This is a genomic window from Marivirga tractuosa, assembly GCF_042140215.1.
Taxonomy (GTDB): domain Bacteria; phylum Bacteroidota; class Bacteroidia; order Cytophagales; family Cyclobacteriaceae; genus Marivirga; species Marivirga tractuosa_A.
Genome location: NZ_CP159478.1, coordinates 3,191,586 through 3,211,838, shown reverse-complemented (window position 1 = coordinate 3,211,838; position 20,253 = coordinate 3,191,586). Strand labels below are relative to the sequence as shown.

Here is a 20,253-nt window from a genome sequence, read left to right as displayed (position 1 = left end):
ACAATTAACTATATGATAACTGTAGTTAAATAAAGATAGTTAGAAAGGGCATTATTTTTAGAGATGAAAAAAGAAGAAATAGCTGAAGATTTTAAGGAAAAAGCAGAATTAAGTAATGCTGATTTAGACTATTTCTTTCAAAAGGCAGAATTTACATCACTTCAAAAGAACGAGCATCTGATTCGAACAGGGGACCAAAAAGTTCATTTCGTTTTAATTCAATCAGGTTGTTTGATGACGTATTTTAAAGATCAAAGTGAACATGTGCATGCTATTCAGTTTGGTCAAGAAATGTGGTGGACAGGGGATTTGGATGCTATTTTTAATAAGCATCCATCTAATTATGCTATCAAAGCTTTAACTCCTGCAGAAGTTTACCTATTGAATAAAGAAAACTTTGAAGATCTTAATCAACATCACCCTGTCTTTGAAAGTTATTTTAGAAAGCTTTTTCAAAATGCCCTAATCAGCCATCAAAAGCGCATTATCAGAAATATTTCATACACTGCCGAAGAAAAGTATTTGGAATTTGTTAAGCTCCATCCACGACTTGAATTAATAGTTCCTCAAAAGTATATTGCTTCTTATATGGGTATCACTCCAGAATTTCTCAGCAAACTCAAACGAAAATTGGCACAATCTTAGAATTTTGAACCAATCATAGAAAAAGGCGTTTTATTTAGAATTCTTTTAAATAATCTTTAGCCTTAAATTCCAAAAATATGGTTTTAATTCATATAGTAACTAACACGGAACAACAAGCAATCGAAATAACAGATTTGCTTATTGAAAGAAAATTAATCCTCAATGCATTAATGATTGAAAAAGCAAAGATGCGTAAGCGATTAAAAGATGGAACTTATGAAACTCGTCCGCAAACGTTGGTTATTGGAAAGACTAAAGGACTTCTTTTTAATGATATCGATTTATTGCTAAAAGAAAAATATGGTAAAGATATGCCTACCTTATATTCTATAGCTATTGTCAATATGGATTGGGACCAAGCAGATGAACTGATGGCAGAAACACTTAAAATATGAAGTTTTCCAATAACTCAAATACCGCAATCTTAAACTAACTTAAGATTTATGTTCATATAGTAAACATTTGTTTAAATAGTAGAACAACCTCGATCTTCTTTGGTTATATTCATACTTATAAATTAAAATTTTATTACTATGAATCCGAACGAATATATTACGGGTTTGCACCACTTAACCGTGAGTGTAGGAAGTGCCCAAGAAGACATTGATTTCGTAACCCAAGTAATGGGGATGCGAATGATTAAGCAAACAGTTTTATTTGATGGTTCAGCAAGTGTATATCACTTATATTATGCCAATGCAGATGCAGAGGTAGGTTCAGTTTGGACTACTTTCCCATTTAAAAAAGCAGGAGTTTACGGTAAAAAAGGTTCTGGCCAAATCGAAATTTCTGGCTTTTCTGTTCATCCTGATGCAATACCATTCTGGAAAAAGCATTTGGATAATCATAAAGTGAAAAACTCAGGAATCTTGGAGCGATTTGGTCAAAAAATGATTCATTTTGAAGACCCGTCAGGAGTTGGAATTGGTGTTTTTGGTGATGCCAATGATAATAGAAATGCATGGGAAACGGATGAAATCTCTAAAGAAAATGGAATCAGAGGACTTCACAGTGCGGTTTTATCTGTCAGAGAAGTAGAGATGATGGATAAGTACCTAACTGAAACGCTTGGCTTTAACAAAGTAGGGCAAGAAGGTCAATATCACCGTTACCATATCAAAGATGGTGGAGCAAGGAAAGTTATAGAATTACATCATCAGCCAGATTTACCGCAAGGAAGCTGGACTTTCGGGGTCGGAATTCCGCATCATATTGCTTTTGCCACAGCCAATGATGAGCAAAGTGCTGAATTAAAAGCCTACATTGAAGGAACAGGTTATACGGATGTGACTGAAATTAAGGATAGAAACTATTTCCACTCAATTTATACCAGAACTCCAGGTGGTCAGTTATTTGAATTTGCGACTTCTGACATAGGATTTGCTGTAGATGAGCCAGAAGATTTATTAGGTCATGAATTATTACTGCCTCCATTCTTCGAGGATAGAAGGGAGGAATTAATTAAGCCTTTGGAGAAAATTACGGTACCTCATTATTTGAAGGACTGATAATTACAATTTTTGAATAAGAAAGTTTTAAAAATCCCAAATGAATTTATTTGGGATTTTTATTTGATCTCTAGTTTAAGTTGTTCAAAAACTCAACCCCAGTACTCTTTTCTACTTCTTCTAAACTTACTCCAGGCATTAACTCCACCAACTCAAAACCAGATTCACCTATTTTGAAAACGGCTTTATCGGTAATGACCATATCCACGGCATTCATAGCGGTTATGGGTAATTCGCATGATTTTACCAACTTCGGACTACCATCTTTATTGTTGTGGTTCATCGTAATAATGAGTTTTTTTGAACCGGAAGCTAAATCCATCGCTCCGCCTACTCCTAGTAGAGGTTTTCCAGGAACAGCCCAGTTGGCTAAATTTCCTTTTTCATCTACTTCCAATCCACCCATAATGGCCACATCTACATGTTTACCTCTAATCATGCCAAACGAGGTAGCTGTATCAAAATAACTGGCACCTTTTACTGCTGTAACGGGTATTTTCCCTGCATTTACAGGATTTGTCATGGCTCCGCTACCATCGGCAGGTTCGGGGCCAACGCCTAACATTCCGTTTTCAGTATGGAGAATGATGCCGTCTTCTTCTTTAATCAAATCAGCCACTAAAGTAGGAATCCCAATTCCAAGATTGACGATATCTCCTTTCTGCAATTCTTTCAATGCCCTTCTCGCAATATTCAACCTATCTTCACTGGCCTTTTTACTTCCAACTGAAGCAGAAGAACCCAAATGCTCTTTTTGTAATTTGGCTTCTACCAAGAAATCCACAAAACAAGCTTGGGTATGGATTTGATTCGGGTCTAATTCACCCACTGCCACAATTTCTTCTACTTCTGCAATCACAATATCAGCAGCGGTAGCCATAGCTGGATTAAAGTTTTGCTCAGTCATTCGGTAAGTCAAATTTCCTGCAGTATCCGCTTTCCAGGCTCTGATAAAAGCCACATTTCCTCTAATTCCTTCTACAAAAACCTGCTCAATTCCATTAATGATTTTGGTTTCCATTTTTTCAGCCAAAACGGTTCCAGCAGAAGTGGGAGTGAAAAAGCCACCAATTCCCATTCCGCCAGCTCTAATGGCTTCACCTAAGGTGCCCTGTGGCAATAAATCATATTCTACTTTACCATCTTGTGCCCATTTCACCGCATTGGGGTTGCTGGTAAAATAGGAGCCAATCATTTTCTTAAGCTGACCATTGGTTAATAATCGGTCACCACCTAATCCGGGTTCGCCCACATTATTTCCAATGTATGTTAAACCTTTTATGCTGGTTTCTGCAAGAGCATGCAATAAGTGAACAGGTGCGCCTGTCATACCGAAACCTCCGCATAAAATGGTATCATTATTTTTTACTTTAGATGCAGCTTCTTGTGCTGATATAATGGGTACAGTTTTCATATTTTTATAGTCCTAAGACTTGGTTAAGTGCGTTTTGTAATGCTTCTTTTGAATTATTGCTCACTTCTGTTGCTCTATAAGCAATATGATAATCAGGTCTTATCAGTAAGCAACCTGAATCTTTGATGTTTCTGATTTCTGCCCATTCTCCGTATAAATCGGTATAGTCTCTATCAGGGCCAATTTGTACAGTTTCGATTTCTATATTTAATGTTTTGCTTAATTCTTCAGCAGATTTTATCCAATCTTCCCCACCAATTCCAGTGAATAAAGTCATTTTACCCTTTCCGGAAACGTCCAAGGTGGAAATTCTATGTCCGTTATCACCTAGCCAAACGTGTGGTAAATGTGTGCCTGGTCTGGTGGAGGCTTGGTAGTATAATTCTTGATCTCTTAAATATTCTTCTTCACCACTTCCATCTGAAACTATCGCCTCTGAATTATATCTTTGATTTAATTCCACTCCATGGCAGTTAAATTCATAGGATTTCAAAGCGATTGCTTTTCGTAAATCTTCTCTCTGTTGTTCAGATGTTGGATTGTTATCCTTCAATTTAGCCATATTGGCTTTCATTTGCTCGGGTTCGATATTGTCTCCCAAACCTAATGATTGAAAAATGGCCAAATTCTTCTATACTTTTATTCGCTCTGTCCACAATTTGTTTCGCAATAGGAGCGCGTTCTATTTGATAAGAATCTAAAAGACTTTGTTTGGCTTCTCCTTTAACCACCATGGCTAATTTCCAGGCTAAGTTAAAAGCATCCTGAATGGATGTGTTGGAACCCAATCCATTCGAAGGCGGATGTCTATGAATAGCATCTCCCATACAAAATACTTTTCCGTCAGAGATTTTAGTGGCATAGCAATGATTTACAGTCCAAGTAGAGGTTTGCAATATTTCAATTGGAATGCTGTCATCCCCCACTAATTTAATGGCAATGTCTTTTGCTAAATCATCATTCACTTCTGGTGGTCCATCATTAATATCATATCCCCAAACAATCAGCCATTCATTCCAGGGTCTTACCATTCTGACTAAGCCCATTCCGATACCGCCTACATTAGAACCGGGTTGAATCACCCAATAAAGGGCACTTGGTCTATGCGAAACATATTTGGTCAAATCCATTTTGAAAACGATATTCATACTGCCACCAACTCCCATTTCACCTTCGTATGGTAGATTCAAGTTTTCAGCGACTTTACTATTTCCGCCATCTGCACCTACCAAATATTTCGCTCTGATGGTAAATTCTTCATTGGAAAGTCTGTCTTTGCAAAGAACTGTCACCCCTTCTTCATCTTGTTCGTGACTTAGGTATTCTGTATCAAATTTATATTTAGAACCATTGCGGGCTGCAGCTCCAACTATGATGGGTTCTACCAAATTTTGGGGTATATCGCATATTTTAGTAGGACTTGCAAGTGTATAGTCAGCCATTCTGTTGGGTTGATTTCCCCAAGAATATAATCTCCCCAATTCCTCACCGGCCAAACTTGTGCAGAATACATTATTGCCCATTAATTCCTGCGGAACGGCTTTCTCCTTTACTTCATCTTCAATGCCCAAATCCCTAAATATTTCCATAGCACGCTGGTTGGTAATATGAGCTCTGGGAGAATTGGCTAGCCAACCATATTTGGTGACGACCATATTCTTTACGCCATATTTACTTAAAAGTGCAGAAGTAGTGGAGCCAGCTGGACCGCTTCCTACTATAAGTACATCGGTTTCATATTTAGGATTTAGCATTATAAATTGTTTTGTATGTAAGTTTATATATCGTACATTTGTTTATTAATAAAACAATATTACCAAATTATTGTTTACAAAAGAAAATATAATGAGGAATTTAACTGAAGAAAACCTAACCGATATCGTCTTAGAGCGAATAAAAAGTGAAGATAAAAGAAGTCAAGAGGTATTGACTAAATTGATTAAACATCTTCACGCATTCATTAAAGATTTGGAACCTACCGAAGAAGAATGGTTCAAAGCCATAGATTTCCTAACTAGGACTGGTAAAAAATGCGATGATAAAAGACAGGAGTTCATTTTATTATCTGATGTTTTAGGCGTTTCCATGTTAGTGGATGCTATCAACCACAGAACATCACAAGATGAGACAGAAACCACCGTAACGGGTCCATTTCATGCACTTGCCATGGAAATGAAAATGGGTGATAATATTGCAAGGGGAAAAGAGGTGGAGACAGGCGAGCCAGCTTTATTCAGAGGAAAAATATTAGATCCAAATGGAAACCCAATAGTAAACGCAAAGATTGATGTTTGGCAATCTAATGATGATGGGTTTTATGATATTCAAGATGCTAGTCAACCTGAAATGAATTTAAGAGGGATTTTCACAACAGATGAAACAGGAGAGTTTTGGTTTAAATCTATCAAACCTTCTCCATATCCAGTGCCAACCGATGGTCCTGTGGGGGAAGTTTTACGGGCTTCGGGCAGGCATCCGATGCGACCAGCTCACATTCATTTCTGGATAGAAGCCGAAGGATATCAGACTTTAATCACCCATATTTTTGTAGAAGGTGATGAATATTTGGATTCTGATGCTGTTTTCGGGGTAAAAGAGTCTTTAATTTTAGATTTCCCATTAAATGAAAATGAGGCGGATGCGGAAAAATGGGGCTTTAAATCTGCTTTTTGTGATGTGGAATATGATTTTAAATTAGCCAGAAAAGCCTAATATTCTGCATATTTGCATCATGGAGCCAACTATAAAAAAATCAGACTTTGTTCAATCTCTAGAAAAAGGATTGAAAGTAATTAGTGCTTTTGATGCAGATAACGCACAAATGACCTTAACCGAAGTGTCTAAAAAAGTAGATTTGACAAGAGCAAATGCAAGGAGAATTCTACTTACGCTTCAATATTTGGGTTTTGTGCAATGTATAGATGGTAAGCAATTTAGTCTGAGTCCGAAGGTATTAACTTTAGGATATTCATATTTATCTGCATTACCTTATCAAGAGTTGGCAAAACCTTATTTGCAAAGTTTGGCTGAAAAAGTCAATGAATCGTGCTCTATGTCAGTTTTAGATAATTATGATATAGTGTATGTCGCAAGGGTTCAGACAAATAGAATCATGACCATTTCCTTGGGTGTTGGAACACGACTTCCAGTTTATGCAACTTCTATGGGGAGAGTATTATTGGCTGGCCTTCCAGATACAGAAATGCAAGATTTCATAAGAGGATTAGAAATTGAAAAGTTGACTGAAAATACGATTACAGATAAGGAAAAATTAATTGAAAGAATACAATTGGTAAGAGATAGAGGTTGGGCACTGGCCGACCAAGAATTAGAAATTGGGGTAAGGTCAATCGCCTGCCCACTAAAAAATAAGAATGGAAAAACAATAGCGGCTTTGAATATCAGTGGACATGCTAGCAGAGTGAGTAAGGACGAAATTTTGGATACCTACTTACCTCATTTGAAAAGCACTGTGGCACAAATTGAAAGCGCATTACATAAATTATAAAATCATGAACTTTACATATACATCATATCCTAATCAAGTATTTTTTGGAAAAGGTAAAACTGCTGAATTGCCTACTATTTTAGCCGATTACAAAAAAGTAATGGCGATGGGAGAGGAGCGTTGGGCTTCTCAAATCAATTCAGTAAGTGATGCTTTAGGAAAAGATAAACTTTATTATTTTCCTGAAATCATCCAGCATGTTCCTCAATCTTTGGTAGATAAAGCCATGGTGAAATTGAAGGAAGAAAAGCCAGATGTTTTATTAGCATTCGGAGGAGGTTCAGCTATAGGTTTAGCCAAAGCATTAGCATTGGAAACCAAATTGCCAATTGTGGCAGTCCCTACTACCTATTCTGGTTCAGAGCAAACCAACATTTGGGGAATTAGTTCAGAAGAAGGCAAAACCACAGGGAAATCTATGGATGTAATGCCAAAGGTTGTGGTGTATGATTCAGAATTGACTTCTGGCTTACCTTTAAGTCTAGCCGTAACTAGTGGAATGAATGCTATGGCTCACCTTATGGAAGCAATTTATGCACCAAATGGAAATCCTGTTACCAGACATCATGCTTTGCTTGGCGTAGAAAAAATCAAATCAGGTTTAGAGGAAGTGGCTCGTGAACAAAAACTGACTGAACAAGCGAATATTGATATTCAATTCGGAGCTTATTTGGCAGGGAAATGTTTGTGTGAGGTAAGCATGTCATTACATCATAAAATGGCTCATGTGTTAGGCGGTTCATTTAAATTGGAGCATTCTTATGTCCATACCGTTTTGCAGTCATTTGTGTTAAACTACCAATGGGAGTACCTCTCCAAAGAAATAAAAAGCGATTTTGTACAAGTTTTAGGTACTGAGCCTGCTCATAAATTGCAAGAACTTTCAGCAAAAGCAGGAGGGCCAACTGATTTAAAAAGCATAGGCTTTAAAAAAGAAGATATTGATAAAGCGGTGGAAACGGTTTTGGCTAAACCTTATGAGAATGTAGCGCCACTCGAGAAATCAAAATTAATAGATATGCTACATCATGCTTATGAAGGGAGTTTGGAAGGTTAATTCTATTTAATTAGAACTATTATTAAAATTAATGTGTAAATTTAAATAAATAATACACATTATGAGGACAAATATTGTAATAGATGATGAGATAATGCAGAGAGCCATGAAATTGTCGGGTTGTACTACAAAAAAATCCACAGTTGAAGCGGCTTTGGAACTAATGATACGTCTCAAGGAACAGGAAAAATTAAAATCATTTAGAGGTAAATTGAAGTGGGAAGGTGATTTAGACCAAATGAGAACTGATAAATGATTTTAATTGACTCATCTGTTTGGATTGATTATTTTAATGGTGTTTATAATCAGAAAACAGATTTTCTTTATTCCAATTTAGGAAGAGAAGAGTTTGTTATTGGTGATTTAATCTATGCTGAAGTTTTACAGGGCTTTTCTGATGATAAATCGTACATAAAAGCAAAAGAACTCTTAAATGTATTTCCTTTTAAAAATATAGGTGGAAAGGAAATAGCCTTATCTTCTGCTAATAACTACAGAATTCTACGAAAAAAGGGAGTGACTATTAGAAAAACAGTAGATGTTTTTATTGCTACCTTTTGTATCGAAAATAATATTAGCCTATTGCAAAATCATAAAAATTTCGAGCCTTTTATAACACTATTCAATCTTAAAAGTATTTGAAGAAATGGCAGGAATACATTTATTAGAAATGCTAGGTACTTTGATTCGCTGTAGTCTTTTTGGATTTAAAAGGAGTTACCAGTTTTATTTGAAGGATGAAAAAAATGAAAGTGTAATCCCTAGAAATTTCTTTACAGGTGTTCTTACATTCTTCACCATCCTTTTTTTTTTATTTGGTTAATAGGGTGATTTATGATATAGATTTAATTGTTAAAATATCGTATATTAGAATATGACTCAGAAGGAAAGTATAATTAATAAAATTCAACGTCTTTCAGATAAGAAGTATCCTGATGCAGAAATCTATTTGTTTGGTTCGCAAGCAAGAGGAAATGCTTCTATTTCCTCTGATTGGGATTTGCTAGTTTTGATGAATTCTGATAAAGTACCTTTTACCACTGAAACAAAGATGATGGATGAATTCTATGATATAGAATTAGAAACCGGTCAAATAATTTCCCCTTTAATTTATTCAAAAAGAGAATGGGAAGATAAATATAAAATCACTCCTCTCTACAACAGTATTTTAAATGAAGGTATTAGAATTAAATGAGTAGCTCAAACCAAGATTTGATAAAATATCGTCTGGAACGTGCTAAGGAAACTCTAGAGGATGCGAGGTTATTAGCTCGCAATAATAGATGGAATTCTGCTATTAACAGGCTTTATTATTCAGCTTATTATGCAGTCACAGCTTTATTATTAAAAGATAATCATTATTCTACTACTCATAATGGAGCTAAAAGTAAATTTTCGGAACATTTCATTAAAACGGGACTATTCACAACTGAAATAGGTAGAATATATTCTCAATTATTTACTTGGAGACAAAAGGGAGATTATTCTGATTTATTCGATTTTACTGAAGAAAAAGTAACACCTTATTTTCAACCTGTTACTGATTTAATTAAATCAATAGAAGAATATCTTGACTAATTTTATTCAAAAAGAAACTTTTTTCTTTTTAATATTCTGCAAGTAGTTTTTTAATTATTCAAAACCTTACCTTGTAAAAATAGTTGTATATACATATATTGTTGTTGTATTAAATATTGAATGATGTCTGAGAATTTACACCTTTTTCAAAATACTATTTATGAGGGAGCTTCTTTAGATGCTGCCAGAAGTGCTATCATTATGACGCATGGTAGGGGAGATGATTCTTCAAAAATGCAGGAAATAGTAAAGAGCCTGAACATAGCAGATGATACTGCTATAATTTATCCTATCGCCACTAATAATACCTGGTATCCAAAAGGATTTATGGAAGATTGGAGCGAAAATCAACCGTGGTTGGATTCTGCTTTGGAAAACCTAGATACTATTATCAAGCATTTGAATGAATATGGTATTTCGAATGATAAAATATTTATTTTAGGATTTTCGCAAGGAGCCTGCCTCAATTTAGAATATACAACTAGAAATGCTCAAAAATATGCAGGTATTGCGGTTTTGAGTGGAGGTTTGATTGGTCCGCATATTGAAAAAAGCAACTACAGCGGAGATTTTCAAGGCACGGAGATTTTTATAGGCTGTAGCAACATTGACCATCATATTCCAGAACACCGACTACATGAGTCGGAAGAGGTGGTAGCCCCAATGGGTGCTAAAGTAGATAAAAGGGTTTATAAGGGGATCGGACCATATTATTTGCGAGGATGAAATTCAGAAAGTCAATGAAATGTTAACCTCATTATAAAATATCAGAAAATGAACTTTAAGGGAATTATAAAAGGATTACATCATATCACGGCAACGGTTAACGATGCACAGGAGGATTATGATTTTTATACCAAAATATTAGGTCAACGTTTGATTAAGGAGACGGTTAATTTCGATAATGAAAATGTTTATCATTTTTACTATGGAAATGAAATTGGATCTCCATCTACCATTTTTACAACTTTTCCATACAAAGGACAAGGGGTGAGAGACGGAGTAATCGGAGCTGGTCAGGTCTTTGAAACCGTATTTTCAGCACCTGAAAACAGCTTATCTTTTTGGGAAAAGAGATTACAAGATCATGAAATAGACTTTTCGAAGGTTCAAATCTTTGGAAAAAAAAAGCTTCAATTTAAAGATCCTTCAGGTTTAAATATGGCCATTATTGAAGACGCTGATGATAAAAGAAGTTCTGTTTGGAAAACAGATGATATTTCGGAAAAAGAAAACATCATCGGTATTCATCATGTGGTTTTAGCCATTGCGGATGTGAAAGAGACTTTAAATTTCCTTCAAGTATTTGGATATGAAGAAACAGCCAGAGAAGAAAATTTCGTTCAGTTGAACACCAGCATTGGTGGGGCAGGTAATTCATTAGTTGTAATGGATGCAGGTGAGTTACCGAAAGGAAAAAACGGCATTGGAACAGTGCATCATGTTGCACACAGAGTTGAGAAACTGGAAGATTCCTTAAAAATAAGGGATTACTTAGTGAATGAGTTAGGTTTAAAAGTAACCGAAGTGAAAGATAGAAAATACTTTGAATCTATCTATTTCAGAATTCCAGGTGGTGTTCTCTTTGAAGTGGCAACTGAAGGTCCAGGCTTTTTGATAGATGAAACTAATGAAGAATTAGGGAGCTCATTAAAATTACCAGATTGGCAGGAACCACATAGAGCTAAAATTGAAGCGGGTTTAATGGATTATGAGAAATAATTCCAATGAATAGACTAGAGCAAAATAAAGAAAATGCCATCGAATTTTACAAAACAGCTTTTGAAGGGAATCCTGCAAAAGCTGTGGAGTTATACGTGGGACAAGAGTATATTCAACATAATCCTGTGGTAGCTAATGGAACTCAAGGATTTATAGATTATTTTGAACGGATGCAAAAAGAGTATCCTAATAAAAATGTAGAATTTGTGAGAGCAGTTGCTGAAAATGATCTAGTGGGGCTTCATACCCATCAAACATGGCAAGGTGATGCTGAATATGTTACCATGGATTTCTTTCGTTTCGATGACAACGGAAAAATTGTAGAGCATTGGGATAGTATTCAGCAGATTCCTGAAAAATCTGCAAACCCAAATAAGATGTATTAAACTTGATTTAAATTCTTTTCAATTTCCGTTAAAACAATGGCAAAATCTACTGTATTCTTCATGCTCTTAGTATTTTTAGCAGGGGCAATTTTACCAATTCAGGCAGGCTTTAATATCCAAATAGGAAAAACAGTTCAGCAGCCTGTTTTTGCGGCCTTTGCTTCTTTTTTGATAGGTACAATAGCACTTTTTATTTATTTGGTGGCAATAAAATTTAATTTTAATACTATTTCAGCTACTCAATCAGTATCTCCAATATTCTGGACGGCAGGAATTCTAGGTGCATTTTATGTAGCTTCGGTAATTATTATAGCACCCAAGTTAGGAACTGCTTTAACCTTTTCATTAATTGTAGGTGGTCAGATGATTATTTCCTTGATTTTAGATCATTTCGGATTGTTGGGTTTTTCGATTAAGGAAATTAATTGGCAGCGTGTTTTAGGAGTTGTATTTTTAGTCCTGGGTGTTTTGTTGATTAGAAAATATTAAGAAATACTTTTCTCATAAACCGTCTTAAATCCTTCCAGACCCTTTTCTGTTAAAGTGGGTCTTACCAGATTAAAGAAGACTTGCATATAATAGTCAATTTTCTCACTGTCTTTGCCTTTATAAAAAACCTCAGCATCGGAAATCCATGAATTGCTTACCATCAGTAGCGCATGAATTAGCATATCTTTTTGACCGTTATCTTTAAAGGCTTTCATATAGCCATTAGCAATCAAGAATCCTGAAATGGTATCCAAAATATTCCATCTTTGGTCAAATTGGTCTTGAGCATGTTTCTTGATGTGGTCGAAATGACGGACTACTTTGGTGATGCCTAAATAGATGAATTTGTACTTGTAAATTTCCTCAAATAGAATTTTCAACCTGCTTAACATAAATTCCAAGTTGATGACTTCCTCTTTGATGTTTTTAAACTGCTGCTCCACATTCTTTTGCATATTAAGATAGAGTTGCAGAATGATATCATCTTTCTTAGGGTAATGATAGCATAAATTCCCATAGCTAATTCCCATTTCTTCGGCTATTGATTTGCTGGAAATAGCCGAAATCCCATGAGTATTGAACAATATGCGAGCGGTTTCTAATATCTTTTCTTTCGTCTTCATTGAATAGAAATCTTCCACAATATTAAGCATTTTTAGTTCCTAAATTAAATATTAGGCAAAATTGCCTATTTATTAAATTTCTTTATTACATTTGTTAGGCATTAATGCCTAATATTCAAAAATGAAGAACGAAAATCTAGCTATTTATTTAAAATCAAATGAGTTTATAAATGCTGATCATCCCTCAGTTCAAGAATTTGCACAGCATGCAATTATGGATGCTACAGACTTAACTGAGAAGGTGAAACGATTATATTACGCTGTTCGTGATGGATTTCGCTATGATCCCTACAGATTAGATTTTTCCAAAGAAGCTATGAAGGCAAGCAGTTTGCTGAAAAGAGACTATGGTTACTGTATAGAAAAAAGCTGTCTTTTTGCTGCTGCTTGCAGAGTGATTGGAGTTCCATCCCGCTTGGGTTTTGCTAATGTCAGAAACCACATCGGCACCGCTAAATTAGAAGCTGTACTGCAAACCGATGTATTGGTTTTTCATGGATATGCGGAGATTTATCTCATTGGAAAATGGATTAAAGTAACGCCTGTCTTCAACAAAGAGCTTTGTGAAAAATTGAATGTAAATCCATTGGAATTTAATCCAGATGGCGATTCTGTTTTTCAGCAATTTGACCAAAATGGAGGTTTGTTCATGGAGTATTTGCATCAATACGGACATTTTGAGGATATTCCTTATGAATTTTTTATAGACGAATTGATTAAAAATTACCCGCATCTAGAATCTCAAATTTCAGAAAGAAACCAATTACACATTAAATAAAAACTATGGAAACTAAAGAAAAGCAAATCCCTTCACAGACTGGTGGTTCATTTTTAATCAATAAGATCCCAGAAAGAATTTTTATAGAATCTGATTTTTCAGAAGAGCAAAATATGATGGTAGCTTCTGCCAAAGATTTTGTAGAACAGCAAGTGTTACCTCTAGCAGATGAATTAGAGAAGAAAAAGGATTTATCTCAAACTATTGAGTTACTGCATAAAGCAGGTGATTTAGGGCTTTTAGGTTTGGGTGTTTCTGAAAAATACGGTGGGATAGAAGTGAGTTTTAATACTACACTTCGTGTAATTGAGGAAATGGCGAAAACTACTGAGTTTTCACCAGCTATTGGTGTACAAACCAGTATTGGAATCGCTCCAATTTTATTATATGGAAACGAAAAGCAGAAAGCTCAATATATCCCTGATATGGTTTCTGGCAAATCGAAAGGTTGCTATTGCTTGACGGAACCTGATGCGGGTTCTGATGCCAATTCAGGAAAAACCAAAGCGGTTTATAATGAAACGGAAAAAGCTTATTATCTGACTGGACAAAAAATGTGGATTACCAATGCAGGTATTGCAGATGTGTTTACGGTCTTCGCCAAAATTGAAGATGATAAGAATCTTTCCGCATTTATAGTGGAAAAAGGTTATGAAGGGCTTACTCTAGGAGAAGAGGAAGATAAAATGGGAATTAGAGCTTCTTCTACTCGACAAGTATTTTTAAATGATGTGAGAGTACCTGAAGAAAATCTTTTAGGCAAAAGAGGGGATGGCTTTAAAATGGCTCTAAATGTATTGAGTACGGGCAGGATAAAACTTGGAATCGGAGGATTAGGCGTTTCTAAAAAAGCAATTGATTATGCTGTTGAATATGCTGTAAACCGCAAGCAATTTGGACAATCCATCAGCTCATTTGGCGCTATACAGCAAAAATTGGCTAAGATGGTGGTCAAAACTTATGCACTTCAAGCGGCTGCTTACCGAACTGGTGAACTAATCGACCAAAAAGAAGAGGAATACCTGAAATCAGGAATGTCTTTAGAAGAGACTAAACCAAAAGCAGTTACTGCCTATGGAATTGAATGCGCTATCATTAAAGTTTTTGGTACAGAGGCACAAGATTTTGTAGTGGATGAAGGCTTGCAGATTTACGGTGGAATGGGTTTTTCTGAAGAAGCACCGATGGCAAGATTGTATCGTGATTCAAGAATCAGTAGAATATTTGAAGGTACCAATGAAATCAACCGCATGTTGATTGTGGATATGCTTCTGAAAAAAGCGATGAATGGCGAGTTGGATTTAATGAATGCCGCCACAGCAGTTCAGAAAGAATTAACTAATATTCCTTCATTAACACCAAATGAAAATACCGACACCATAGAAAAGGCAACTGAGGTTTTAGAAAATCTTAAGAAAATAAGTTTAATAGTAGCTGGTGCAGCAGCCCAAAAGCTAATGATGAAATTAAAGGATGAGCAAGAGATTTTGATGAATGTAGCCGATATGTTGATTCAGATTTATATGCTAGAATCAGTGATTGTGAAAACCAAAAGGATTCAAGATACACTAGGTGAAGAAGCTAGTGCTGTTCAGATTGATATCTGTCAATTATTTATGCTGGATGCCGTAAAAGAAGTCAAAAATTCAGCTGAAGAATCCTTATGGTCTTTTTCAGAAGGTGATGAATTAAAAATGATGCAAATGGCATTAAAACGTTTTACTAAAATCGAATCTTTCAACTTGAAGGAAGTAAGAAGGAGAGTGGCGCAAAAGCTTATTGATGAAGGAAAGTATAAGTTTTAAAGTATAAAATTAATGAGTCTTTTGTTCATACACATTCAATAACAAAAGACTCATTTATTTTTCTCTAGCTTAACTATGCTGATTTCCTACTCCCAACTTTAGGCTTCTGACTTTTCATAGTAATTCCCGGTCTGACCTTCGGTACTGACCTAATTGCTACTTTCCAGTATCCAATTCATCAACACTTAAACACTTGAAAACCTCAAAACTTCTGCACTTGAAAATATACCAAAGGCACAAAATACAAAGCCGTAAAAGTCCCTATAGTCAAACCACCCATTACAGCTAATACTAATGGCTTCTGCAATTCTGCTCCCAAGCCACCAGAGAGCAAGACTGGACTTAATGCCAAAAGGGTAGTAATGGAAGTCATCAGAATAGGCTTTAATCTGATTTTTCCAGCGGAAAAAACGGCTTCATAAACACTTTCTTTATCTTTCTTTTCCAAGGCTTTTAAATTACGGTTCATGGTATCCACTTTTAAAATGGCATCATTTACCATGATTCCCAGCATGACGACCATTCCAATTGCTGACATGATATTGATACTGCTTCCACCAATCCAAAGCACAATCATAGCGCCCATAATCCCGAATGGAAGGGTGAAAATCACAATTAAGGGTTGCCAAAAGCTTTCAAACTGTGCGGAAAGGATGAAATACAATAATACTACAGATATAAACAGAATAAAGACCAATTCTTTTAGATTTTCTTGGTCTGAAAAATATCTTCCTGATATTTTCTGAATCAGACTGTTTTGATTTGCCCACTGATCAATATCCGAAATCAATTCCTCAGAATTAGGCTGAACTACATCTTCTGTTAGGTTGATGGAGAAGTAAGAACCTGATACATCAGCCGATATTTTTTTCAATCTATTGCCCCATTCATATTCTACAAAATTTCGCAAAGCATAACTTTTACCTTCACTGTTTCGCACTTTGGCCGTTTTCAACAATTCGGCAAAAGCTTTTTGGTCGGTTTCTAAAACTATAGGTGTGATGATGGCAAATTGCTTTAATTCGGAAATCTTATAATTACCTAATACTCTTTCCAGTTGACTGATAATTTGAGAAGGACTAATCCCATATCGTAATAATTCTTGCTGCTTGATGGTTAAAATCATGCTGCTTTCTTCCTCCAAAGATGGTTGCTACTTGAAAATTTTCAGCAGGAAATGATTCTAATACTGGCTTTATAGCTGCTGGACTAGCATTTTTCAAATTAGGGTCTTGCCATTGCACTCTGAAATAAGGCTCTTCGCTGGCAAACAACATATCAAAAGCATTTTTTGCATTTTCTTTTTCATAAGAAGCTTTTGGATAAGATTGTCTCACTAGATTCTCCAGAAAATTCAATTGTTCTCCTATAGCTTCTTCATTTTTAAATTGCAGATAAATCAAGCTTTCTTGCAACTCTGCATTTTCTAAACTCAATAGATATTGTGGAATACCTGCATCGGTTTCGCTAAATTGAAGTTGCGAATTCAAATTTTCTAATAATTCCTGAATTCGATTTGCATTTTCTATAACATCTATCGGTTCATTCCAATTGATTTTGACCACTGCATCAGTTCTGGTGATTTTGGGCAAACCTTTTTGTTCCATATTCCAGAAAGCCCATAAGCCTAAAGGGATGATCATAATAATCAAGAAAAGGCTTAAGCCTTTATTCCTAAAGGACCAATGATGTGATTTTTCAAAACCTCTCACTATACTTTTGAAAAACCGACTATCCTCTTTTTTAAAATCTTTTTTCTTTTCAAAGAAAAGACGATAGAGTAGGGGGAGCAGTACAAAAGAAACCCCTAAAGAAACTGACAAAATAATGCCTACCGAAACGGCTTGGTCGAAAAATAGCACTCCACTTACGCCATTTAAGAAAATTAAAGGGACAAATACAGCCAAGGTAGTCAAAACCGAACTGATTAAAGCTCCCTGCACTTCAGTTACTCCAGCCACACAAGCATCCATCAAATTAAGGCCTTCCATGCGTTTTCGGCTGATGTTTTCCAGAACGATAATGGCATTGTCTATCAACATTCCTAAACCTAAAGCCAAACCACTTAAAGAAATGATATTGATGCTTAAATCAAATATTTCAAAGAAAAGAAAAGATAAAATAAGCGATAGGGGCAAACTAATTCCCATAATGACGGGCAAACGGAAAGAACCCATAAAAAGGAAGAGCACTGCAAAAGCAAAGAGTCCACCGAAAAGCAAACTGCCTTGCAAATTGTTAATTCCTGCTTTCAGGAAAATGGATTGATCCTGCGTAATAGCGATATCCAAAGTCGGGTAATCTTTTTTAAATTGTGCTATGGATTTTTCAATTTCAGGCATCAGTTCAGTCATCACCGCTTGCGGTTGCTTATGGATATTCATCACTATGCCTCTATTCTGATTGAAAAAATGAAAACCGCTCACTTTTTCCTCAGCAGTTTTTACTTCTGCCAAATCATGAATCGGAATATACTTTTCTTCATTAATTTTAACAGGAATTTGCGCAATGTCTTCTGCATTATTCAACCTTCCCGCCATGCGCATATAATATTGATATTGTCCATCTTTTACTTCCACTCCGCCTAATTCCTGATTGGCAGATTGAATCGCTTTAGAAATGGCTTCAATTTCAAGTCCTGCTCTTTCTAAGGCTTTTAAGTCTGGGATGATTTTGATTTGTTCATCCACGGTCCCATTTAAATCGACTAGTGAAATGCCTTCTATTTGCTCGATTCGCTTTTTAATTACATTTTCTGCCAATCGAGAGCTTTCCACAATATTGGAAGCATCCTTGGGAATCAACTGAATTTTTGCAATCGGAATATCAGTATAATTCACTCTTATCACTCTCGGGCGTGACATATCTTCAGGAAATTGGTCAGTTAGCCTATCAATTTTCTCATTGACTTCCACAAAAGCCAAATCCATTCTTTGTCCATAGTTAAATCGCAAGCGCAACAATCCATTTTCGTTAGAAGCGGTAGATTGTAAATTAGACAATCCTTGCATAGTAGCCAAAGATTCTCGCATGGGTTTGAGAATATTGTTTTCTATGGCTTCGGGTGAGGCATTGGCATAATCCACTCGAATGGCCATTTCTGGTACATCGATATCCGGTAGGAGGGAAACAGGTCGGTTCAACCAGGCCAATACGCTCAATCCAATGAGCGCAACAAAGGTCATGATGACAGCTATGGGCCTTTGGATGAAATAGCGGGTCATTAGTTATCCGAATTTTGAATACTGATAGGGGCATCATGCGCCAATTGCAAATTGTTATTGGTAATCACTAGCATTCCGGCTTTCAAGCCATCTGTGATTTCCACCATTTTGCCATTATCATATCCGAATTCCACATAATTCCATTTGGCTAGATCTTTTTCTATGGAAAAAACTACAGGTTTGCCTGATCGTAATACCAAACTACTTTTGGGCACTTGCAATCTTTCCCCTTTTGGAATTTTGATTTCCACTTCCACGTTCATGCCAGGCCAAAGGGCGTGTTCGCCTTTGATTAGTATATGAGTTTGCACTAATCCGTTTTCATCTACATTGGGATTTACACTGAAAACCTCCCCTTGAAAATTACTGTCCATAGCTGGGTTGCGAATCTCGGCTGGCATGCCTTCTTTTAGGTTTAAGGCTTCAGATTCCAATAAATTGACTTCTACCAGAAGGCGATGGTTAAACTCGGAAAATAATTCATCTCCTGAATTAATATGTTTTCCTCTAAAAGCTTTTACATCATATAAAGTACCTGAGAAAGGCGCTCGAATCATGGTTTTTTGCAATGCTATTTTGGCTTCTTTCAGCTGAATATTGCTTTCTTGCAAACCGCTCCCTATTTTCAGTTTCTGATAAAGACTATCTTTTTCAGGATTTTCCTGAGCCAATAATTTCGGAAAGCCTATTAAACTATTTTCAAATTCAAGTTTGGCTTTTTCATAGTTGATTTCCGCAGACTGCAATTGCAGTTGTGCTTCCTCAGGATTTAAGCGAACCAAAACTTCACCCTCTTTAACTTTCTGTCCTGATTTGACATTGGCATGTTGAATAGTACCGGAAGTTTCAGCTAAAACTTGTACATCCTTATGGGCTTTTACCTTTCCGGAGCTTTCAATCAATAAATAGAAGGGAGCTGTAACAGCTGTATCCACCTTCACCATCGTATTGGGTGGCGTGTTTTTAATGTTCTCAGTTGCGGTTTTTTCATCTATTTTTTCTCCGCTATTACAAGCCCAGTAAACAATAGATATAAAGAGCAAAAATATTTTTTTTGACATATTAATTTTGGTTCAAACATAAAACTACTACTTTGGTAGTTTAATATCAAAAGAAATTAGATTAAAACTAGTAAAAATTTTGCTTGAGTTTAAGTCATTTCATTATTCTATTAATAATTAGAATCTTTGCGATTATGGATGTAATGAATGAAGTCATATTTGATAATTATTGACATCCCAAACAATATTTTTATAGGAAAAGAAGGTCTTTATATTTCTAGAAGTCACCTTATTAACTTGTAAATTAATGAATATAAGGTGTTTATGATTTTATAGAACTATAGTTGTAATATTTTAATGTCAATATAAACTTCTTAATAAATTAATAGTTTAACTAAAAAATTAATGTAATAAGTTTGGTTTTTTTTTTCTTTTTATGATTACCATTGTAATATCAACTCAGTAAAACTATAAAATGTAGTGACTGATTCAGAACAGCCCCCGCTAGCACAAGC

Annotated in this window: 23 protein-coding genes; 16 read left to right on the top strand and 7 right to left on the bottom strand. The window is 35.6% G+C overall.

Annotated features, from left to right (window positions below; genetic code table 11):
* The first annotated feature begins 63 nt into the window (after positions 1-63).
* The 3 genes from ABWH96_RS14470 (at position 64) to ABWH96_RS14460 (ending at position 2,153) form a co-directional block, all read left to right on the top strand.
* A complete protein-coding gene (locus tag ABWH96_RS14470) occupies positions 64-645 on the top strand; it encodes a Crp/Fnr family transcriptional regulator (protein ID WP_375578231.1) in 582 nt (193 codons plus the stop codon).
* Between the two features lie 77 nt (positions 646-722).
* A complete protein-coding gene (locus ABWH96_RS14465) occupies positions 723-1,040 on the top strand; it encodes a hypothetical protein (RefSeq protein WP_375578230.1) in 318 nt (105 codons plus the stop codon).
* 138 nt (positions 1,041-1,178) lie between these two features.
* Entirely contained in the window at positions 1,179-2,153 is a 975-nt protein-coding gene (locus tag ABWH96_RS14460) for a ring-cleaving dioxygenase (RefSeq protein ID WP_375578229.1), read from the top strand.
* Between the two features lie 70 nt (positions 2,154-2,223).
* Here ABWH96_RS14460 and ABWH96_RS14455 read toward each other — a convergent pair whose 3' ends face one another.
* Genes ABWH96_RS14455 through ABWH96_RS14445 form a run of 3 tightly spaced genes read right to left on the bottom strand, consistent with a single transcriptional unit; the run spans position 2,224 to position 5,321 of the window.
* Positions 2,224-3,567 (bottom strand): 3-oxoacid CoA-transferase, encoded by a 1,344-nt coding sequence (locus ABWH96_RS14455; RefSeq protein WP_375578228.1) that lies wholly within the window; start codon positions 3,565-3,567, stop codon positions 2,224-2,226.
* A gap of 4 nt (positions 3,568-3,571) precedes the next feature.
* The gene (locus ABWH96_RS14450; RefSeq protein ID WP_375578227.1) at positions 3,572-4,129 is read right to left on the bottom strand and encodes a hypothetical protein; all 558 of its coding nucleotides are present in this window, start codon (positions 4,127-4,129) and stop codon (positions 3,572-3,574) included.
* Positions 4,122-5,321, bottom strand: coding sequence for an FAD-dependent oxidoreductase (locus ABWH96_RS14445; RefSeq protein WP_375578226.1), 1,200 nt, complete (start codon positions 5,319-5,321; stop codon positions 4,122-4,124). Before ABWH96_RS14445 ends, ABWH96_RS14450 begins: the two co-directional genes overlap by 8 nt.
* Before the next feature lie 91 nt (positions 5,322-5,412).
* Between ABWH96_RS14445 and ABWH96_RS14440 the strand changes: the two genes are divergently transcribed.
* The 11 genes from ABWH96_RS14440 to ABWH96_RS14390 all read left to right on the top strand — a co-directional run bounded on the left by ABWH96_RS14440 (position 5,413) and on the right by ABWH96_RS14390 (position 12,307).
* On the top strand, positions 5,413-6,279 hold the full coding sequence (locus tag ABWH96_RS14440; protein WP_375578225.1) for an intradiol ring-cleavage dioxygenase: 867 nt from the start codon (positions 5,413-5,415) through the stop codon (positions 6,277-6,279).
* A gap of 19 nt (positions 6,280-6,298) precedes the next feature.
* Entirely contained in the window at positions 6,299-7,075 is a 777-nt protein-coding gene (locus tag ABWH96_RS14435; protein ID WP_375578224.1) for an IclR family transcriptional regulator C-terminal domain-containing protein, read from the top strand.
* Positions 7,076-7,079: 4 nt separating this feature from the next.
* Complete coding sequence (locus tag ABWH96_RS14430; RefSeq protein WP_375578223.1) at positions 7,080-8,132, top strand: maleylacetate reductase; 1,053 nt, start codon at positions 7,080-7,082, stop codon at positions 8,130-8,132.
* A 61-nt stretch (positions 8,133-8,193) separates the two neighbouring features.
* Entirely contained in the window at positions 8,194-8,388 is a 195-nt protein-coding gene (locus ABWH96_RS14425; RefSeq protein ID WP_375578222.1) for a type II toxin-antitoxin system VapB family antitoxin, read from the top strand.
* Entirely contained in the window at positions 8,385-8,774 is a 390-nt protein-coding gene (locus ABWH96_RS14420) for a PIN domain nuclease (protein WP_375578221.1), read from the top strand. Before ABWH96_RS14425 ends, ABWH96_RS14420 begins: the two co-directional genes overlap by 4 nt.
* Positions 8,775-9,006: 232 nt before the next feature.
* Entirely contained in the window at positions 9,007-9,327 is a 321-nt protein-coding gene (locus ABWH96_RS14415; RefSeq protein ID WP_375578220.1) for a nucleotidyltransferase domain-containing protein, read from the top strand.
* On the top strand, positions 9,324-9,710 hold the full coding sequence (locus ABWH96_RS14410) for a HEPN domain-containing protein (RefSeq protein ID WP_375578219.1): 387 nt from the start codon (positions 9,324-9,326) through the stop codon (positions 9,708-9,710). The genes ABWH96_RS14415 and ABWH96_RS14410 overlap by 4 nt, the downstream gene beginning before the upstream one ends.
* Before the next feature lie 123 nt (positions 9,711-9,833).
* The gene (locus ABWH96_RS14405; protein WP_375578218.1) at positions 9,834-10,436 is read left to right on the top strand and encodes an alpha/beta hydrolase; all 603 of its coding nucleotides are present in this window, start codon (positions 9,834-9,836) and stop codon (positions 10,434-10,436) included.
* A gap of 48 nt (positions 10,437-10,484) precedes the next feature.
* Positions 10,485-11,432: a ring-cleaving dioxygenase gene (locus tag ABWH96_RS14400; RefSeq protein ID WP_375578217.1), complete on the top strand. Its 948-nt coding sequence runs from the start codon at positions 10,485-10,487 to the stop codon at positions 11,430-11,432.
* Positions 11,433-11,437: 5 nt separating this feature from the next.
* Positions 11,438-11,818 carry an ester cyclase gene (locus ABWH96_RS14395; protein ID WP_375578216.1) on the top strand — a complete coding sequence of 127 codons (381 nt, stop codon included), beginning with the start codon at positions 11,438-11,440 and terminating at the stop codon, positions 11,816-11,818.
* A 36-nt stretch (positions 11,819-11,854) separates the two neighbouring features.
* Positions 11,855-12,307 (top strand): DMT family transporter, encoded by a 453-nt coding sequence (locus ABWH96_RS14390; RefSeq protein ID WP_375578215.1) that lies wholly within the window; start codon positions 11,855-11,857, stop codon positions 12,305-12,307.
* Here the strand turns inward: ABWH96_RS14390 and ABWH96_RS14385 are convergent.
* Positions 12,304-12,930, bottom strand: a complete 627-nt coding sequence (locus ABWH96_RS14385; RefSeq protein WP_375578214.1) for a TetR/AcrR family transcriptional regulator — start codon at positions 12,928-12,930, stop codon at positions 12,304-12,306. The two genes, ABWH96_RS14390 and ABWH96_RS14385, sit on opposite strands and share 4 nt — an antisense overlap.
* Positions 12,931-13,051: 121 nt before the next feature.
* On the opposite strand from ABWH96_RS14385, the gene ABWH96_RS14380 reads away from it, so the two are divergent.
* Positions 13,052-13,708: a transglutaminase family protein gene (locus ABWH96_RS14380; RefSeq protein ID WP_375578213.1), complete on the top strand. Its 657-nt coding sequence runs from the start codon at positions 13,052-13,054 to the stop codon at positions 13,706-13,708.
* Between the two features lie 5 nt (positions 13,709-13,713).
* Positions 13,714-15,513 carry an acyl-CoA dehydrogenase family protein gene (locus ABWH96_RS14375; RefSeq protein WP_375578212.1) on the top strand — a complete coding sequence of 600 codons (1,800 nt, stop codon included), beginning with the start codon at positions 13,714-13,716 and terminating at the stop codon, positions 15,511-15,513.
* A gap of 202 nt (positions 15,514-15,715) precedes the next feature.
* Here the strand turns inward: ABWH96_RS14375 and ABWH96_RS14370 are convergent, their stop codons facing one another.
* From ABWH96_RS14370 to ABWH96_RS14360, 3 genes are read right to left on the bottom strand one after another with little or no spacing between them, the layout of a single operon-like run.
* Positions 15,716-16,657: an efflux RND transporter permease subunit gene (locus tag ABWH96_RS14370; RefSeq protein WP_375578211.1), complete on the bottom strand. Its 942-nt coding sequence runs from the start codon at positions 16,655-16,657 to the stop codon at positions 15,716-15,718.
* Positions 16,593-18,737 carry an efflux RND transporter permease subunit gene (locus ABWH96_RS14365; RefSeq protein WP_375578210.1) on the bottom strand — a complete coding sequence of 715 codons (2,145 nt, stop codon included), beginning with the start codon at positions 18,735-18,737 and terminating at the stop codon, positions 16,593-16,595. The genes ABWH96_RS14370 and ABWH96_RS14365 overlap by 65 nt, the downstream gene beginning before the upstream one ends.
* The gene (locus ABWH96_RS14360; RefSeq protein ID WP_375578209.1) at positions 18,737-19,798 is read right to left on the bottom strand and encodes an efflux RND transporter periplasmic adaptor subunit; all 1,062 of its coding nucleotides are present in this window, start codon (positions 19,796-19,798) and stop codon (positions 18,737-18,739) included. Before ABWH96_RS14360 ends, ABWH96_RS14365 begins: the two co-directional genes overlap by 1 nt.
* Between the last annotated feature and the right edge of the window lie 455 nt (positions 19,799-20,253).

Coding starts and splice junctions, on each gene's coding strand:
- ABWH96_RS14465 (WP_375578230.1), top strand. CDS start 723: ATGGTTTTAATTCATATAGTAACTAACACGGAACAACAAGCAATCGAA.
- ABWH96_RS14390 (WP_375578215.1), top strand. CDS start 11,855: ATGGCAAAATCTACTGTATTCTTCATGCTCTTAGTATTTTTAGCAGGG.
- ABWH96_RS14385 (WP_375578214.1), bottom strand. CDS start 12,930: ATGAAGACGAAAGAAAAGATATTAGAAACCGCTCGCATATTGTTCAAT.
- ABWH96_RS14445 (WP_375578226.1), bottom strand. CDS start 5,321: ATGCTAAATCCTAAATATGAAACCGATGTACTTATAGTAGGAAGCGGT.
- ABWH96_RS14430 (WP_375578223.1), top strand. CDS start 7,080: ATGAACTTTACATATACATCATATCCTAATCAAGTATTTTTTGGAAAA.
- ABWH96_RS14440 (WP_375578225.1), top strand. CDS start 5,413: ATGAGGAATTTAACTGAAGAAAACCTAACCGATATCGTCTTAGAGCGA.
- ABWH96_RS14420 (WP_375578221.1), top strand. CDS start 8,385: ATGATTTTAATTGACTCATCTGTTTGGATTGATTATTTTAATGGTGTT.
- ABWH96_RS14450 (WP_375578227.1), bottom strand. CDS start 4,129: ATGGCTAAATTGAAGGATAACAATCCAACATCTGAACAACAGAGAGAA.
- ABWH96_RS14415 (WP_375578220.1), top strand. CDS start 9,007: ATGACTCAGAAGGAAAGTATAATTAATAAAATTCAACGTCTTTCAGAT.
- ABWH96_RS14365 (WP_375578210.1), bottom strand. CDS start 18,737: ATGACCCGCTATTTCATCCAAAGGCCCATAGCTGTCATCATGACCTTT.
- ABWH96_RS14395 (WP_375578216.1), top strand. CDS start 11,438: ATGAATAGACTAGAGCAAAATAAAGAAAATGCCATCGAATTTTACAAA.
- ABWH96_RS14380 (WP_375578213.1), top strand. CDS start 13,052: ATGAAGAACGAAAATCTAGCTATTTATTTAAAATCAAATGAGTTTATA.
- ABWH96_RS14470 (WP_375578231.1), top strand. CDS start 64: ATGAAAAAAGAAGAAATAGCTGAAGATTTTAAGGAAAAAGCAGAATTA.
- ABWH96_RS14455 (WP_375578228.1), bottom strand. CDS start 3,567: ATGAAAACTGTACCCATTATATCAGCACAAGAAGCTGCATCTAAAGTA.
- ABWH96_RS14410 (WP_375578219.1), top strand. CDS start 9,324: ATGAGTAGCTCAAACCAAGATTTGATAAAATATCGTCTGGAACGTGCT.
- ABWH96_RS14460 (WP_375578229.1), top strand. CDS start 1,179: ATGAATCCGAACGAATATATTACGGGTTTGCACCACTTAACCGTGAGT.
- ABWH96_RS14400 (WP_375578217.1), top strand. CDS start 10,485: ATGAACTTTAAGGGAATTATAAAAGGATTACATCATATCACGGCAACG.
- ABWH96_RS14375 (WP_375578212.1), top strand. CDS start 13,714: ATGGAAACTAAAGAAAAGCAAATCCCTTCACAGACTGGTGGTTCATTT.
- ABWH96_RS14425 (WP_375578222.1), top strand. CDS start 8,194: ATGAGGACAAATATTGTAATAGATGATGAGATAATGCAGAGAGCCATG.
- ABWH96_RS14405 (WP_375578218.1), top strand. CDS start 9,834: ATGTCTGAGAATTTACACCTTTTTCAAAATACTATTTATGAGGGAGCT.
- ABWH96_RS14360 (WP_375578209.1), bottom strand. CDS start 19,798: ATGTCAAAAAAAATATTTTTGCTCTTTATATCTATTGTTTACTGGGCT.
- ABWH96_RS14435 (WP_375578224.1), top strand. CDS start 6,299: ATGGAGCCAACTATAAAAAAATCAGACTTTGTTCAATCTCTAGAAAAA.